Below are 14,292 nucleotides of genomic sequence, written 5' to 3'. Positions count from 1 at the left end.
CCGTCCACGACCAGGTCCGCGCCGGCCTCGGCCGCGGCGGTGACGATGGACTTCATCCGGTCCCTGGACGCGGCGGTGATGATCGGGCCCATCTCCGCGTCCGGCTCGGTGCCCTCGGCGACCCTGACGGCCTGGGCGCGGTCCTTGACCCTGCCCACGAGGGCGTCGGCGGCCTCGCCGACGGCCACGGCGACGGAGATGGCCATGCAGCGTTCCCCGGCGGAGCCGAACGCGGCGGCGGCGAGGTGGTCGGCGGCGTTGTCCATGTCGGCGTCGGGGAGGATGATCGCGTGGTTCTTCGCCCCGCCCAGGGCCTGGACGCGCTTGCCGTGCGCGGTGGCGGTCTCGTGGACGTACTTGGCGATCGGGGTCGAGCCGACGAACGAGATCGCGTCGACGTCGGGGTGGGTCAGGAGCCCGTCCACGGTCTCCTTCCCGCCGTGGAGGACCTGGAAGACCCCCTCGGGCAGGCCCGCCTCGGTCCACAGGCGGGCCAGGAGCATGGCGGCGGAGGGGTCCCGCTCCGAGGGCTTGAGGATGAAGGCGTTGCCGGTGGCGATCGCGACCGGGGCCATCCACAGCGGGACCATGACGGGGAAGTTGAACGGGGTGATCCCGGCGACGACGCCGACGGGCTGGCGGTAGGAGAAGACGTCGATGCCGGTGGAGGCCTGGTCGGAGTAGGCGCCCTTGAGCAGCTGCGGGATCCCGCAGGCGAACTCGATGACCTCCAGGCCCCGGCCGATCTCGCCCTTCGCATCCGAGATCACCTTCCCGTGCTCGGCCGTGACCAGGGCCGCGAGGTCCTCGACGTGGGCGGCGACGAGCTCGCGGAAGCGGAACAGGACCGCGGTGCGCCTGGCCAGGGAGATGTCCCCCCAGGACTCGACGGCCTTGCGGGCGTTCGCGACCGCAGCCTCCAGGTCCGCCCGGTCGGCCAGGCGCAGCTCGCCCGTCTGCTCCCCGGTGGCCGGGTTGAACACCGGCTGCGTCCGCTCGCCGACGCCCTGGGTCTCCTCACCATTGAGGAAGTGCGGAATGGTCTTGACAGTCATGGTTCTGTGCTCCTGGGTGACGTGGAAGGGGACTGGGGGATTCAGCCGTAGATGGCCGCGTAGAGCTGCTCGATCTCCTCGGCGGTGGGGACCACCGGGTTGTTCCCGGGCGAGCCGGAGGCGAGGGCCTGCTCGGCCATGACCGGGACGGCGCGGTCCCAGTCCTCCCGGCTGATCCCGCGGGAGGCAGGGGTGGGCACGGCGAGGTCGCGGGCGAGGGCCTTGAGCTCGTCGACGAGCGCCTGGGCTGCGGTGGCGTCGTCGTCCTCCTCTCCCGCGACGGCGAGGGCCCGCGCGCAGTCGGCGTAGCGGGACTCGGCCCCTGAGACCGAGAACTCGGTCACGGCCGGGAAGAGCATCGCGTTGGCGAGGCCGTGGGCGATGTGGAAGTGCGCGCCGATGGGCCGGCTCATGCCGTGCACGAGGGCCACGCTCGAGTTGGAGAACGCGATGCCGGCCTGCGTGGCGGCGAGCATCATGGCCTCGCGGGCCGCCTGGTTCGAGCCGTCCTTGTAGACCTCGCGGAGGTTCGCGCCGATCGCGGCCATGGCGGCCAGGGCGAAGCCGTCGGAGAAGGGGTTCGCACGGCGGCTCACGTAGGCCTCGATGGCGTGGGTGAGGGCGTCCACGCCGGTGTCCGCGCTGAGCCGGGCCGGCATGGACAGGGTCAGCTCGTAGTCCACCACCGCCGCGACCGGCAGGAATGAGGGGCCCGTGCAGAGCATCTTCTCGTCGGTCGCGGAGTCGCTGATGATCGTGAACTGGGTGGCCTCGGAGCCGGTGCCGGCCGTGGTCGGGACGGCGACGACGGGCAGCGCCGGGCCGGTGTTGACGCGGGGCGCCTTGTAGTCCCTCATGGGGCCGGGGTTCTGGGAGAGGAAGCCGAGGGCCTTGGCAGTGTCGATGGAGCTGCCGCCGCCGAAGCCGATGAGGAGGTCCGCGCCGTGCTCCTGGACGGCGGCGAGGCCGGCCTGGAGGGAGTCCGTGGTGGGGTCGGGGACGCACTCGGCGTACAGGCCGGTCGCCAGCCCGGCATCGCGGAGGGAGGCCAGGGCGGCGTCGACCGTTCCGGAATCCTTCATGAACGGGTCCGTCACCACCAGCGGCCGCGTTGCCCCGAGGTCCCTCACGGTGGTTCCCAGCTCGCGGACGGCACCGGCGCCCACGGCCATGAGTCGTGGCAGGGAAATCTGAAAGGTCATCGCGGCGCCTCCCGGCAGTAGTGGGCTGGACCTCCCGGCGGCCTGGTCCGCGGCGCCGGGAACGCCTTCAGTCTGTGTGCACCTGGCGCCGACGGCAAGGGTGATTTCAGCCCAGCGGTGTGCACGCACGCACATCCGGCCATAGGGTGGCTGCGTGATCCAAGCAGACGATCTCCGCTTCTTCCTCGAAGTGGCCCGCACCGGGAGGCTCGTCGCCGCCGCGAGAGCGCTGGGAGTCGAGCACACTACCGTGGGCAGGAGGGTGAGCCAGCTCGAGAGGGCTGCCGGCACCCGCCTGTTCGACCGCACCCCGGGCGGGTGGGAACTCACCGAGGCAGGGCAGGGTCTCCTCGTCCACGCGGAGGCCATCGAGTCGTCCCTCCTTGCGGCGGCCGAGGAACTCGGTTCGGCCCGCGGCCGGCTCTCGGGCACGCTCCGCGTCGCCGCCCCGGACGGCTTCGGCGCGTTCGTGCTCTCTCCGGGCCTCGGCCCTCTCCGGGGCGACTACCCCGACCTGACGATCGAGGTGGTCACCGAGACGCGCCTGAGCCTGCTCGCCACGCGCGAGTTCGACATCGGCATCGCACTGGAGGAGCCGACGACCAGAGGGGTCCGGTCGAGGCCCTTGGCGACGTACGGGCTCAGCTTCTACGCGAGCCGGGACTACCTCGACCGCCGGGGGTGGCCTGCCGACCTTGCCGACTTGGCCAGCCATCCGATGATCGGATACGTCGATGCCCTGCTCGACATCCCGGCCCTGCGGTTCCTCGACGAGACGCTCCCGGGAGTGCGGCCGGCCGTGCAGACCAACAACGTCACCGGCCAGTGGATGGCCGCCGTTGCCGGTCTCGGCGTTGCCGTCCTGCCTGACTTCGTGGTGGCGGGCGACCCGCGGCTGGTGCGCATCCTCGAGGGCATCACCATCCAGCGCACCTACTGGATCGCGGTGCCCTCGGAGCACCAGCGGCTCGCGCGGACCAGGGCCGCCGAGTCAGCCCTGGTCGAGCTCGTCCGCGGGCACAGGTACCTTCGCGCCGTGTGAGCCGCTACGGTCCTCGCCGACTGGGACGAGCTGGTTCGCGCAGCGGAGGACGCGGCGGTCGCTCAGGTCGGAGACGGTGAGGGGCTGCGTGGTCCTGATCCGGAACTCGGCGGATTCCCCGGGCAGCAGCGTCACGAGTGCCCGGTCGACGGTGGCGACCGGGTCGAGCTTGTCGGCGAGGACCGTGACATCGCGCAGGAGGGTGCGGGCGGTGATCCGGAGCAGGGTGCCGTCCTCGCGCGGTTCGGCTTCCGCCAGGAAGTCGGCCGCCTCGAGGTCCTGGTCGCGGTATTCGGCGAAGTGCCAGAGTGCCCGGACCGCTCCCAGGACGGCGACCAGCATCTCCGAGGCCGGGTCCTCCGGGAGGCTGAGGTTCTGTGCGAGCGGGGTTCTGGCGACCGATCTGGGGGGAACCTCCAGCCGCACCCGGGTATCGCTGAGGACCCCGCCCGCGAGGGTGCGGCGCTCGATGCGGAGCTCGCCCTCCCAGGCCTGGTCGGTGTCGTTGACGGCGTCCACCTCCAGCGGGGATTGGGCCGAGGCGGGGTCCGCCGGCTGGATCGTCAGGAGCCTGTCCGCATTCGCCGCCCGGAGGGCGGCGTAGAGCGGCTTCTCCCGGCCGTCGCCGTCGATGGCGGCCCACGAGACGACCGGCCAGCAGTCGTTCAGCTGCCAGACGATCGACCCGGTGCAGTGCGGGGCGAGGGAGCGGAACCACTCGACGCCCGTCCTGACGGCGTTGGCCTGATTGAGCTGCATGGCCCAGTGCCAGTCGTGCATCTCGTCCGGCAGCGGCAGGTGTCCCACGAGCCCACGGGTGAGCTTGGTGTTCCCGTCCGCGGCCTTCTGGTGCGAGATCATCCCCGGTGACTCGGGCGTGAGCGGATCGTCGCTGAGCGCACGGGTGAGCGTGGACCAGGCGGGCGGCCCCTGCCAGCCGAATTCCGCGGCGAAGCGTGGCCGGTAGTCGCGGTAGTGGAGGTAGTCCTTCTCGTTCCACAGGTCCCAGAGGTGCATGGTGCCCCTCGACGGATCATTGGGGTCCGCCCGCGGGTCGAAGCCGGAGGGTGCGGGGGTGAAGGGCGAGCCCGGCGTGTAGGCGACGTGCGGGGCCAGCTCGGCCGCGATGCCGGGCAGGATGGTGCAGTAGTAGTCCCTGCCCCAGGAACGGCCCTCGAGGAGGGTCTGCCAGTCCCAGTCCGTGTAGCCCCAGAGGTTCTCGTTGTTGCCGTTGAGGACGACCAGCGAGGGGTGTGCCGCGAGCCGGGCGACCGCCTCGCGCGCCTCCGCCTCGATCTCCGAACGGAGGGGCTCCTCCTCCGAGTAGGCGGCGCAGGCCAGGAGGAAGTCCTGCCACGTGAGGATCCCGCGCTCGTCGCACAGGGAGTAGAAGTCCTCGGACTCGTAGATACCTCCGCCCCACACCCGCAGCAGGTTCAGGCCGGCCGCGGCGGCCTGGCCGATGCGGTGGGCATAGCGTGCCCGATCCACGCGGTGGGGGAAGGCATCGTCGGGAATCCAGTTGGCGCCTCTGACGAATACCGGCCGGCCGTTCACCTCGAGGCCGAACCCGGTGCCCGCGCTGTCCTCGGCCATGGCCAGCGTCACGGTGCGGAAGCCGATGGCCTGGCTCCAGGTGTCCAGCGCCCCCGCGGGTCGGCCGTCCGCGGGGCTGAGCTCGACGTCGAGCCGGTAGAGCGGCTGCCCACCGTAGCCCCGGGGCCACCACAGGTCCACGGACGGGAGCCGGAGCGTGAGGACGGCCGAGGACGAGCCGGGGGAGATCACGGCCGTGGCCCTGGCACCGCCCGCCGTCGCCGTGGCCACGAGGGGCTGGTGCCCGGCGGCCCGGGCGACCTCGACGTGGACTTCCACCACGCCGTCGGCCCCGTCCACGGTGGCGACCGGGCGCACTGAGGCGAGGCGCGCCGTCGACCACTGCTCCAGGTGCACGGGCTTCCAGATCCCTGCCGTGGCGGTGTCGATGCCCCAGTCCCAGCCGAAGCTGCACGCCATCTTCCGCAGGGCGTTGTACGGGTGGTGGTTGGCGTGGGGGCGGGAGCCGAGCTCGAGGGAGCGCCGGTCGGCCTCCCTGACGGCGGAGGAGAACTCGACCGCGAGGTGGTTGGTGCCGGGCACGAGGTACGCCGTGGCATCGACCCTGTGGGTGCGGTGCATGTTCTCCGCGTGGAGGACAGGGTGTCCGTTGAGGTCGACAGCGGCCACGGTGTCCAGGCCCTCGAAGACGAGCTCGCTCCGCTCGTCCCCGGGTTGCCACTCGAACGACGTGGTGTAGCGCCAGTCGGACCGGGCTATCCAGGCCTGCAGGGCTTCGTTGCCGTCGAGGTAGGGGTCCTCGATGATCCCGGCTGCCAGGAGGTCGGTGTGCACAGTGCCCGGGACGGTGGCGGGAATGCCCCTGAGGCTGCCCACGGACGAGGGCCGCGGGCCCGCCGTGTGGGAAAGGGCCCAGCCGTGGGAGAGGGCGGTGCGTTTCATGGGAGGCTCCGAGGTCGGCCGGGCTGGTCCCGGGCAGGGCATGGAGGGGTCGGACCGGCCCGAGGGGGGTACGGGGCGGTCCGACGTCTTGAGGGGGTCAGCGGCGGGAGATGCTGAACCCTCCGGTGGCGGGGGCCCGGAGAGTCAGCCCGGAGCTGCCGCCGAGGGAGAGGGCCGCGGTGGACGGCTGGAGGAGCAGGGCATCGATCTTTGCCGATCCGCCGCTGACCTGGGCGGTGATGCTCACCGCGCTGGCCGGCACGGTGCCCGGGAGCGTCAGGGGGAGCAGGGCGTCGGGGGTGGGGGCGATGCCCTGGCTGCCGAGGCCGCCGTTGTCCGTGGTGCCGAGGCGGAGGGTGGTTCCGTCGCGCAGGGTTGCCGTCCACGTGGTGGTGCCGGAGGGGGCAGCGGCGACGTCCACGACTGGGTGCACGCGGGTCGCGCCGACGAGCTGGCCCAGCGGGATGGTCACGGTCGATCCGTCGGCGGCGTCTACGAAGGATCCCGACCAGTTCGCGGAACCCGTCCAGGCGCTGATGGGTGCAGAGACCTTGGCGGGGCCGCTGAGCGTTCCGCCCTCTGCTTCCACCACGTTCAGTCCGGCGGCGGATTCGATCGAGGTGGCCCGGGTGGCGACGGCGCGGACCTCGGGATGGGCGTCGAGGGCCAGCATCGTCATCTCGGTGTGGATCGTCGACTCGGCGCCGCAGTTGTGGTTCACCGTCCCGTCGCCGCCGATGCCGTCGACGCATACGCCAGTGGCAGGGTCATAGAGGGGCCTGCCGGTGCGGTTGGCTCCGAAGAACCAGCCGGCGGCGATTCCGGCGAGGCCCTTCAGGGCCGGGTCGTGCGACTGGGCCGCAACGGCGAGGACGGACTGGACGACGGCGTCGGCTCCGTAGGCGATCTGCGAGCGGTCGAACGGGGTCGGGGTCCAGCCGTTGTCCGGGCCTCCTGTCGCGAGGACCTGCGGGATGAAGTTCCGCACAGCGTTCTCGGCGGTCCGCTGGTAGTCGGGCCGGTCCAGAGCTGCTGCCGCGTCGGCGAGGGCCGCGGGCGCTTCCCCTCCCCAGCCGTTCCACATGGACCGCGACGTCGTCGTGGCGAGGAATCCCCCGAAGGGCCAGCGCCCGGGATCTCCGGCGGCCATCGCGGCGATGCCGGCTGCCTCCTTCTCGAGTGCAGATCGGCTTGCTGCATCGGTCGGATCGGCCCTGAGGAACGCGGTCACACCCAGGGCGGCCTCGGAGGTCGCGGTCGTGCTCTGGGAGACGAGCCACGCGGGCACGCGGGCTCCGTTGGCGGTGTCCCACTGGCCGTACTTCGCCAGCGATCCTCGGTTGAGGGCGGCCAGGGCCAGGCTGTAGCGGTCCTTGAGGAAGGAGGCGAAAGCCGGGTCGGCGTCGTGGAAGGCGGGGTAGGCCTCCCCGAGCGCCCAGAGGGTGCGGGCGAGCCAGAAGGACTCGCCGGCATCACTCGGGTTGGGGCTGTCCGCGGGGGTGGGACTCGGGTTCAGGGTGCCGTCCGGCTGCTGCCACAGCACGACGTTGCCGGCGGTCGGGCCCGAGGAGGTCTGCAGGTAGGTGAGCTCGCGCAGCAGCTGGTAGGCATGGTCGCGGCTCGAGGGCGAACGGTTCTGCTGCCAGTCGCGCACGTACACGACTGCCGCACGGGCGATGTCATCGGCGTCGAAGGACCCCTGCCCCCAGTGGCCAGTCACCGGATCGTGCGCCCCGCCGCCGACCCGCTTGAAGGAGCCGTCGGCTTGGTGGTCCGCGTAGACCCAGGGAGCCTCTGCCGACGGCTCCTGCGACTGCCGGTAGGTCGTGTGGCCCGGGATGCCGGGCAGGAGCGGCGCCGCATCGAGCAGGAAGTCCAGATGGGCCAGATGCGTGACGTCGGCGGCCGGCGCAGACGGTGGCGACGCGTGCGCCGCGGGCACCTGCGCCTGAGCCGGCAGCGCGGCCGCGGCGGCCAGGGCGAGCGCGGCGAGGGATGCCAGGGCGGGTCTGATCACGGGATGTCCTCCGGTCGGGTTCTCACCTGCGGTCAAGGCGGGCCACGCCGATCTTGGAGTCGGCCATGCCGTAGAAGACGAACAGGGTGCCGTCCACCTCTTCGATCGCGGTGGGGAAGACGACGTTGGGCACGATCCCGTCGCGTTCGTCGTCGGTGTCGGCGGAGAGCAGCGGAGCCTCCGTGCGCGCCGTGACGCGCCACGGTTGCTCCGAGTCGAGGATCATGGCGCCGGCCGCGTAGTTGACATTCTTCTGTTGGGCGACGCCGGGGACGAGCTCGCCGACGACGCCGTGGTGGAGCAGCAGCCAGCCCTCCTCAACCCGGATGGGCGCGGGGCCGCTTCCGATCTTGGTCTGCTCGAACGGCGCCTCGGGCGAGGCGACGACCCGGTGGCCGCGCCAGCGTGCGAGTGCCCTGATGTCCTCCTGGACCTGGTCGACGGGAATGAAGCTGATCCAGATGCTGGGCCGTTCGTCCGGCAGGCCTACCGGCGGCATGGCGACCTCGCCGGGACGGACGTCCTGCAGGTCCCACGAGGGGCGGTGCAGGACGGCGAAGCTGGGCACCCCGTCCGGGTCGCGCACGACCTCGGGGAAGAAGACGGCGTCCTTGTTCGGGTACAGGCCCAGGTCGACGTCGAGGCCGTCGTCGTACTCGAACGAGACGGGGCCGAGCCGCCGCCAGGACCTCTCATCGGGGGAGACGGCGAGGGCCGTGCGGGGGCCGAGGGGTCCGTACGCGACGTAGGTCATCACGTTGAGCCCGAGCTCCGGGATGAACGTGACGCGCGGGTCCTCGACGCCCGCATTCTGCGCCCCGTGCTCCCAGGAACGGTCTGGGGCAAGGACAACGCCCTCGCGGGCCACGTCCACGGGCACGCCGTCGGCGACCTTGATCTCGGCGAGGCCGATGCGGGACACATTCCCTGCGGCCACCAGACGCGGCAGCAGGTAGAGGGTGCCGTCCGCGCCCCTGACGGTGGCGGGGTTGAGCACACCCTCGGCCTCGAGCTCGTTGTCGGGCTCGGGGGACATGATGACGCCGGCGCGGGTGAGGGCATAGGGGAACTGGGTGGTGGTCATGGTGTGGTGCTCCAGGAGTCTCGGTACGGAGGCGGTCGGGAAGAGGCGGGGTCAGTTCTCTGAGCGGTAGACGTACAGCTCCCGCTGGCCGGCGGGGGCGTCCCATCCTTGGGCGAAGGCCCACCGGCCGCGGTAGCGGATCAGGCCGCCCCAGGCGAGGGAGCCTCCGCGGTGGAGGGCGATCTGGGTGAAGGGCTCCTCGAGCGAGTAGAGCGCCTGGGCCGCCGCGAACTCGCCGTCGTGGTCGCCGTAGAAGAAGTCCAGGACGAGCTTCCCGTCCGCGGCCACTGCGCAGGCGACCTCGTGGAGGGACCCGAGAGTGGAGACGTCCAGGTAGGGCTGCTCGGCGAAGGTCCAGTGCTCCATGTCCTTCGACCGGCCGACGACGGCCCTGCCGTCGCACCCTTCCGAGAGGAACATCAGGTACTCGCCGCCGATCTTCACCGCTTCGCCGGTGCCATCGGTCGGGATCACGGCGCCCTTCGCCCAGAGGTGGGAGACCTCGTGCGGGACAATCCGTCCGCGCTTCTCCCAGTGCACCAGATCGTCGGAGACCGCGAGATTGATGTCGCAGCCCACCTCTCCGAGGGGCCACCCGGGGGAGGGGTACGCCTCGGCCTCGCTGGTCCCGGCCAGCGGCCAGATCCCGTTGTAGAAGAGGTAGTAGCGCCCGTCGGCCGAGTAGACCTTGGGGTCCTCCACGCCGAGCAGCTCATTGTCCAGGGTGGGGTAGATGACCGGGTTCTCCCCGTCGGCCCACCCGTGGCGCGGGGTGTAGACGGCGGAGCCGATGCGGCTCTCGAGGCTCTCCTTCCGCGGCGAGGCGCGGTAGAAGAGGTGGAGCACGCCGTCATGCTCGATCAGGCTCGGGTTGAAGATCGAGGCGCTCGTCCAGCCGATCCCGGTCGGGTCCGGCCATTGGCCTTCAGGCCTGAAGGTGAGGTCCTCGTCCTTCGCGAAGGGCCCGATCGCCCAGTCCGGACGGTCGTCCCAGCCGGCGGAGAACTGGTCGGTGGAGAGCGCATCGGTGGACGCGTTGGCGTGGCTCAGGGCGCGGGCCAGGCCGTCTCGGAGCGCTGCCGTAGTGAGGGGATGCATGGGTCCTTCCGGGTCAGCCCTTGATGCTGGAGCCGAGGTCGGTGGCGGTGAACTGCTTCTGGAACACGATGAACAGCACCACGGCGGGCAGGGCGAGCACGCAGGCACCCGCCAGGATCGCGCCGAAGGGGTTCGATGTGGCCGAGGCGACGGTGGAGATGTAGTTGGCCAGGGACACTGCGAGCGGCTGCATCGAGGCGTCCTTGGTCACAAGGAACGGCCAGAGGAACTCGTTCCAGGGGCCGATGAACGTCAGGAGGACGGCTGTGACCAGCGCGGGACGGACCAGCGGCAGTGCGATCCTGAAGAGGATGCCCAGCTCACCGGCGCCATCGATCCGGGCGGCCTCGAACAGGGACGCCGGGACCTGCAGGAAGTACTGGCGGAAGACGAACACTGCCGTCGAGTTGATCGCGAAGGGCAGGATCATCCCGAGGTAGCTGTCACCGAGGCCGTAGTCGCGCACGATCATGATGTACAGGGGAATGAGCAGGAGCTGGAACGGGATCATCTGCACCAGGAGCATGAGGGCGAAGACGAACCCGCGTCCCCGGAATCGCATCTGCGCCATCGCGTATCCGGCGAGGATGCCGAAGACCACCGTGCACAGGATCACCCCTCCCGTGAAGATCCCCGAGTTCACGAGGGCCCGGAGCAGGCTGATCGAGTCGTTGATGTTGGCGTAGTTCTCCCCCGTCAGGTTCCCCGGTTGAGGGAAGGCCCCGGCGACGCTCGTGTCCGGGCTCGACTGCAGCGACCCGACCACCATGTAGTAGAACGGGAAGAGGAACGCCAGGGCCCCGAGGGAGAGCAGGACGATGCTCCCGGCGCCGAGGGGGCGGCGCGTGCGGCGGCGGGGCGCCCCGTGCGTGCTTCTGGTAATGCTCATGGTCATTCTTCCTTCCCCCCGACGAGCCTCTTCTGGATGAGCGTGACCACGAGGATCCCGGCCACCAGCACCACACCGAGGGCGGCGGCGACGTCCGGGTTCCCCTGCAGGATCCCCTTCTGGTACATGAGGAACACCGGCGAGGAGGAGGCCCCGTCCGGGCCGCCGCCCGCGGTGAGGAGGTACGGCTCAGTGAAGAGGTTCGCTCCCGTGATGGTGGCGAGGATGACGACGAGGACGCTGGCGGAGCGGACGCCCGGAACGGTGACGTTCCAGAACTGGACCCACCTGCTCCCTCCGTCCACGGCGGCGGATTCGTAGAGCTCGTTCGGGATGTTCTGCAGAGCTGCTAGGTAGAGCAGGATGAAGAACCCCAGTTGCTTCCAGGTGACGAAGAGCGCCACCGTGGGCATGGCGAGCCACGAGTTGACCAGCCAGGATGGCTCGGGCGCGAGCGGACCCAGCACCGAATTCACCAGGCCGTGCTGCTGGAACAGGAACAGCCATACACCGACGACGGCGACGCTGGCGGTCACGTACGGGACGTAGTAGCAGACCCTGAAGAAGGTGCGCAGCCACTGCACTCGGTTCAGGGCAGTCGCGAGGACGAGGGAGAGCCCGACCGTCAGCGGGACGTTGATCACCAGGAACACCAGGATGTTCAGGAAGGACTGCTGGACAGCCGGGTCCGAGAGCACGTTGACGTAGTTGTCCAGTCCCACGAAAGGCCGGTCCACGTCCACCCCGGGAGCGGTGAAGTAGTACTGGTGGACCGAGATGTAGACCGCGAACCCGAACGGGACAGCGAGCACGCCCATCACGTACACGACGTACGGGAGGGAGAAGACGATTCCGAGTGGGTGCTGCCCGAGCAGCCTGCCACGGGGGCGTCGGCCCCCGTGCCGGGCGGTGGAGGCAGTCTTCGCCTCCGCGGCCGCCGGCACGGGGGACGTCGTCTGGGGGTTGGCCATCATGCTACTTCTGCGACACGAGCTGGTTGATCTTGTCCGAGGCGCCCTTGAACGCGTCGTCGATGCTCTGGTTGCCGAAGATCACGGCCTTTGACCAGGCATCGCGGAACGTCTGCCACACCTGGACGGAGTTGGAGACGTTGGGGACCTCGACGGTGCGTGAGGCCTGGTCTGCGAACTGGCTGTAGGACGGGTTCTTCGCGAAGTAGTCCGTGTAGGCCGTGGTGAGCCCTTGGCGCATCGGCATCTGGCCGGTCTCCTGGAGGAGCTTGCCGTCCTCGTCCTTGCTGGTCGCGAACTTCAGGACCTCCCATGCCGTGCCCCTGTTCTTGCAGGCGGAGTACATGGCAACGTTCTTCGCGTCCGAGAAGGTCGAGACCTTGTCCTGCTGCTCGGGAGCGGGGATCGGCACGGCGCCCCAGTTGACCTTGCCCTTGTAGGCGTCGATCGCCCACGGGCCGGCCAGGGCCATCGCGGACTTCCCCTCCCCGAAGGAGTCGCCCTGGTAGGTCTCCTTCGAGGCCAGGTTCTCCTTGTAGAGGGTCTGGAACAGGTTCGCGACCTGCTTGCCCTGGTCGTCATCGAAGGTCGCCTTGCCGTCATTGACCAGCTGGCTGCCGCCGGTGGCCGCGGCGTAGAACGGGTAGAAGTCGAACCAGGACTGGTAGAAGTCGCTCGCGGGAGACGGCCAGACGGCGGTCTTGACGGCCCCGGACTTCACCAGAGCGCGGGCCGTGTCCAGGAACTGCTGCTGGGTGGCCAGCTGCGGGTGCTCGGGGTCGAGGCCGGCCTTCTTGAACAGGTCCTTGTTGTAGAACAGCACCACCGGGTTCGACTTCCACGGCAGCTGGTAGAACTTGCCGTCGGAGGACTTGTACTGGTCCGCCAGCGCCCCGGTGCGGTCCTTGATGTACTGCGCGGCGTCGGGGAAGGAGTCGAGCGGGACGAGTCCGCCCTGCTTCTGGAACTGCGGGACCGCTGCGGGCGAGGTGTTGAATACCAGGCACGGCGCGCTGCCGGCGGAGATCGCCGCCCCGATGACCTCCTCCGAGCTCTTGCCCGCCGGGATCTCCTGCCCCTCGACCTGCTGGTCGGGGTGCGCCGCGTTCCAGGCGGAGACCATCTCCTTGCCCCACTTCACTTCGGCGGCGTTGTTCGAGTACCAGACTTTGATGGGACCCTTGGCCGTGGCGGCCGACTGGGCCGACGAGGCGCCGCCGCCGCAGGCTGCGAGGCTGGCTCCGAGCACCGCGACAGCGGCAGCGGACAGAATTCGGGCAGGCGTGATCGCACGCACCATTGCGTCTCCTTGTGGTGGGGATGGAGTTCTTGGAAGGGGTTCAGGCGTCGGCGGTGACCGGGGGCGGTCCCGTCGACGCCCGCACGATGAGGCGGGGCGGGGGCATCATGATGTCCTCACCGGTACTGGTGTTGTGGATGAGCGAGAGAAGCGCGGTCGCGGCCTCATGCCCCCACGGGATGGGATCGGCGGCGATCGTGGTCAGAGGGGGATTGAGGTACTGCGCGAACTCTGCATTGTCGTAGCCCACGATCGACAGCTGGTCGGGAATCGAGAAGCCGAGGGTCTGGGCCTTCGATTGGCCCGCGGTCGCCATGAGGTCATTGGCGTAGACGATGGCCGTCGGCGGCTTCGCGAGGGCCAGGAGTTGGGCCGTGGCCTCCACGCCCGCCTCGGCGGTGAAGTCGGCTTCGAGGAACAGCGCGGGCTCCAGGCCCGCCTCCGCCATGGCGTCAGCCCAGGCCAGCCTGCGCCCGTGCCCGTGCACGAACGCCTGCGGCCCGCCGACGTGGGCAATGCGCCGGTGGCCGAGGCTGACCAGATGGCGCACGGCCTCCTTGACGCTCTCGCTCCCGTCCATGCAGACCGCCGGGAACGGCGAATGGATGACCGGCCGATTGAGGGTCACGGCGGGAAGCCCGAAGCCCTTGAGGAGTTCCACGCGCGGATCGTCCGTGCGCAGGTCGGTCAGGATGAAGCCGTCCACCCGTCCCGCCGCGAGCTTGCGGTAGCCGGCCTCGGCAGCCTCCCCGTGGGCCACGGCCAGGACCAGGGTGTACTCATGGGCTGCGAGCACCGTCTCGATTCCGGCGATGAAGCCGGCGAAGAACGGGTCGGTTCCGAGCAGCCGCGGGTCGCGCTCGAGGATCAGCCCGATGGCGAAGGACCGCGACGAGGCCAATCCCTTGGCCCTCAGGCTCGGTGTCCACCCGAGCCCCCGTGCAACGGCGAGGATCCGGTTCCGGGTCTCCTCTCCGACGCCCTTCTGCCCGTTCAGGGCCAGGGACACGGCGCCCTTGCTGACGCCGGCAGCAGCCGCCACATCGCTGATCGTTACGGCCACTGCGAGTTCCTCCCTCCTGTGACTGCTGCCACAAAACCGGTTTAGTGGGTCCAAACTAAACCGGTTCAGCGG

At 70.1% G+C, this 14,292-nt stretch carries 11 protein-coding genes; 1 reads left to right on the top strand and 10 read right to left on the bottom strand.

Annotation, left to right across the window (positions count from 1 at the left end; translation table 11 throughout):
• Together mmsA and J2W20_RS15390 are read right to left on the bottom strand one after the other, a co-directional pair.
• Positions 1-1,055 (bottom strand): CoA-acylating methylmalonate-semialdehyde dehydrogenase (mmsA, locus tag J2W20_RS15395; protein ID WP_307007596.1); only part of this gene is annotated, 1,055 nt, incomplete at its 3' end.
• A 41-nt stretch (positions 1,056-1,096) separates the two neighbouring features.
• Positions 1,097-2,257, bottom strand: a complete 1,161-nt coding sequence (locus J2W20_RS15390; protein ID WP_307007594.1) for an iron-containing alcohol dehydrogenase — start codon at positions 2,255-2,257, stop codon at positions 1,097-1,099.
• Positions 2,258-2,411: 154 nt separating this feature from the next.
• Between J2W20_RS15390 and J2W20_RS15385 the strand changes: the two genes are divergently transcribed.
• A complete protein-coding gene (locus J2W20_RS15385) occupies positions 2,412-3,299 on the top strand; it encodes a LysR family transcriptional regulator (RefSeq protein ID WP_307007592.1) in 888 nt (295 codons plus the stop codon).
• On the opposite strand, the gene J2W20_RS15380 is transcribed toward J2W20_RS15385, so the two are convergent.
• The 8 genes from J2W20_RS15380 to J2W20_RS15345 all read right to left on the bottom strand — a co-directional run bounded on the left by J2W20_RS15380 (position 3,249) and on the right by J2W20_RS15345 (position 14,220).
• On the bottom strand, positions 3,249-5,798 hold the full coding sequence (locus J2W20_RS15380) for a glycoside hydrolase family 2 protein (RefSeq protein WP_307007589.1): 2,550 nt from the start codon (positions 5,796-5,798) through the stop codon (positions 3,249-3,251). The two genes, J2W20_RS15385 and J2W20_RS15380, sit on opposite strands and share 51 nt — an antisense overlap.
• A gap of 97 nt (positions 5,799-5,895) precedes the next feature.
• Positions 5,896-7,815 carry a hypothetical protein gene (locus tag J2W20_RS15375; protein ID WP_307007587.1) on the bottom strand — a complete coding sequence of 640 codons (1,920 nt, stop codon included), beginning with the start codon at positions 7,813-7,815 and terminating at the stop codon, positions 5,896-5,898.
• Between the two features lie 22 nt (positions 7,816-7,837).
• Complete coding sequence (locus J2W20_RS15370) at positions 7,838-8,899, bottom strand: glycoside hydrolase family 130 protein (protein WP_307007584.1); 1,062 nt, start codon at positions 8,897-8,899, stop codon at positions 7,838-7,840.
• A gap of 51 nt (positions 8,900-8,950) precedes the next feature.
• Positions 8,951-9,997, bottom strand: coding sequence for a glycoside hydrolase family 130 protein (locus J2W20_RS15365; RefSeq protein WP_307007583.1), 1,047 nt, complete (start codon positions 9,995-9,997; stop codon positions 8,951-8,953).
• A 13-nt stretch (positions 9,998-10,010) separates the two neighbouring features.
• Positions 10,011-10,886: a carbohydrate ABC transporter permease gene (locus tag J2W20_RS15360; RefSeq protein WP_373458024.1), complete on the bottom strand. Its 876-nt coding sequence runs from the start codon at positions 10,884-10,886 to the stop codon at positions 10,011-10,013.
• 2 nt (positions 10,887-10,888) lie between these two features.
• The gene (locus J2W20_RS15355; RefSeq protein WP_307007582.1) at positions 10,889-11,860 is read right to left on the bottom strand and encodes a carbohydrate ABC transporter permease; all 972 of its coding nucleotides are present in this window, start codon (positions 11,858-11,860) and stop codon (positions 10,889-10,891) included.
• A gap of 1 nt (position 11,861) precedes the next feature.
• The gene (locus tag J2W20_RS15350; RefSeq protein WP_307007580.1) at positions 11,862-13,157 is read right to left on the bottom strand and encodes an extracellular solute-binding protein; all 1,296 of its coding nucleotides are present in this window, start codon (positions 13,155-13,157) and stop codon (positions 11,862-11,864) included.
• A gap of 40 nt (positions 13,158-13,197) precedes the next feature.
• Positions 13,198-14,220 carry a LacI family DNA-binding transcriptional regulator gene (locus J2W20_RS15345; protein ID WP_307007578.1) on the bottom strand — a complete coding sequence of 341 codons (1,023 nt, stop codon included), beginning with the start codon at positions 14,218-14,220 and terminating at the stop codon, positions 13,198-13,200.
• Between the last annotated feature and the right edge of the window lie 72 nt (positions 14,221-14,292).

It is taken from the genome of Sinomonas atrocyanea, from assembly GCF_030812675.1.
Taxonomy (GTDB): domain Bacteria; phylum Actinomycetota; class Actinomycetes; order Actinomycetales; family Micrococcaceae; genus Sinomonas; species Sinomonas atrocyanea_B.
Note: the sequence above shows the minus strand (reverse complement) of the source record. Positions and strands in the feature narration are given on the sequence as shown.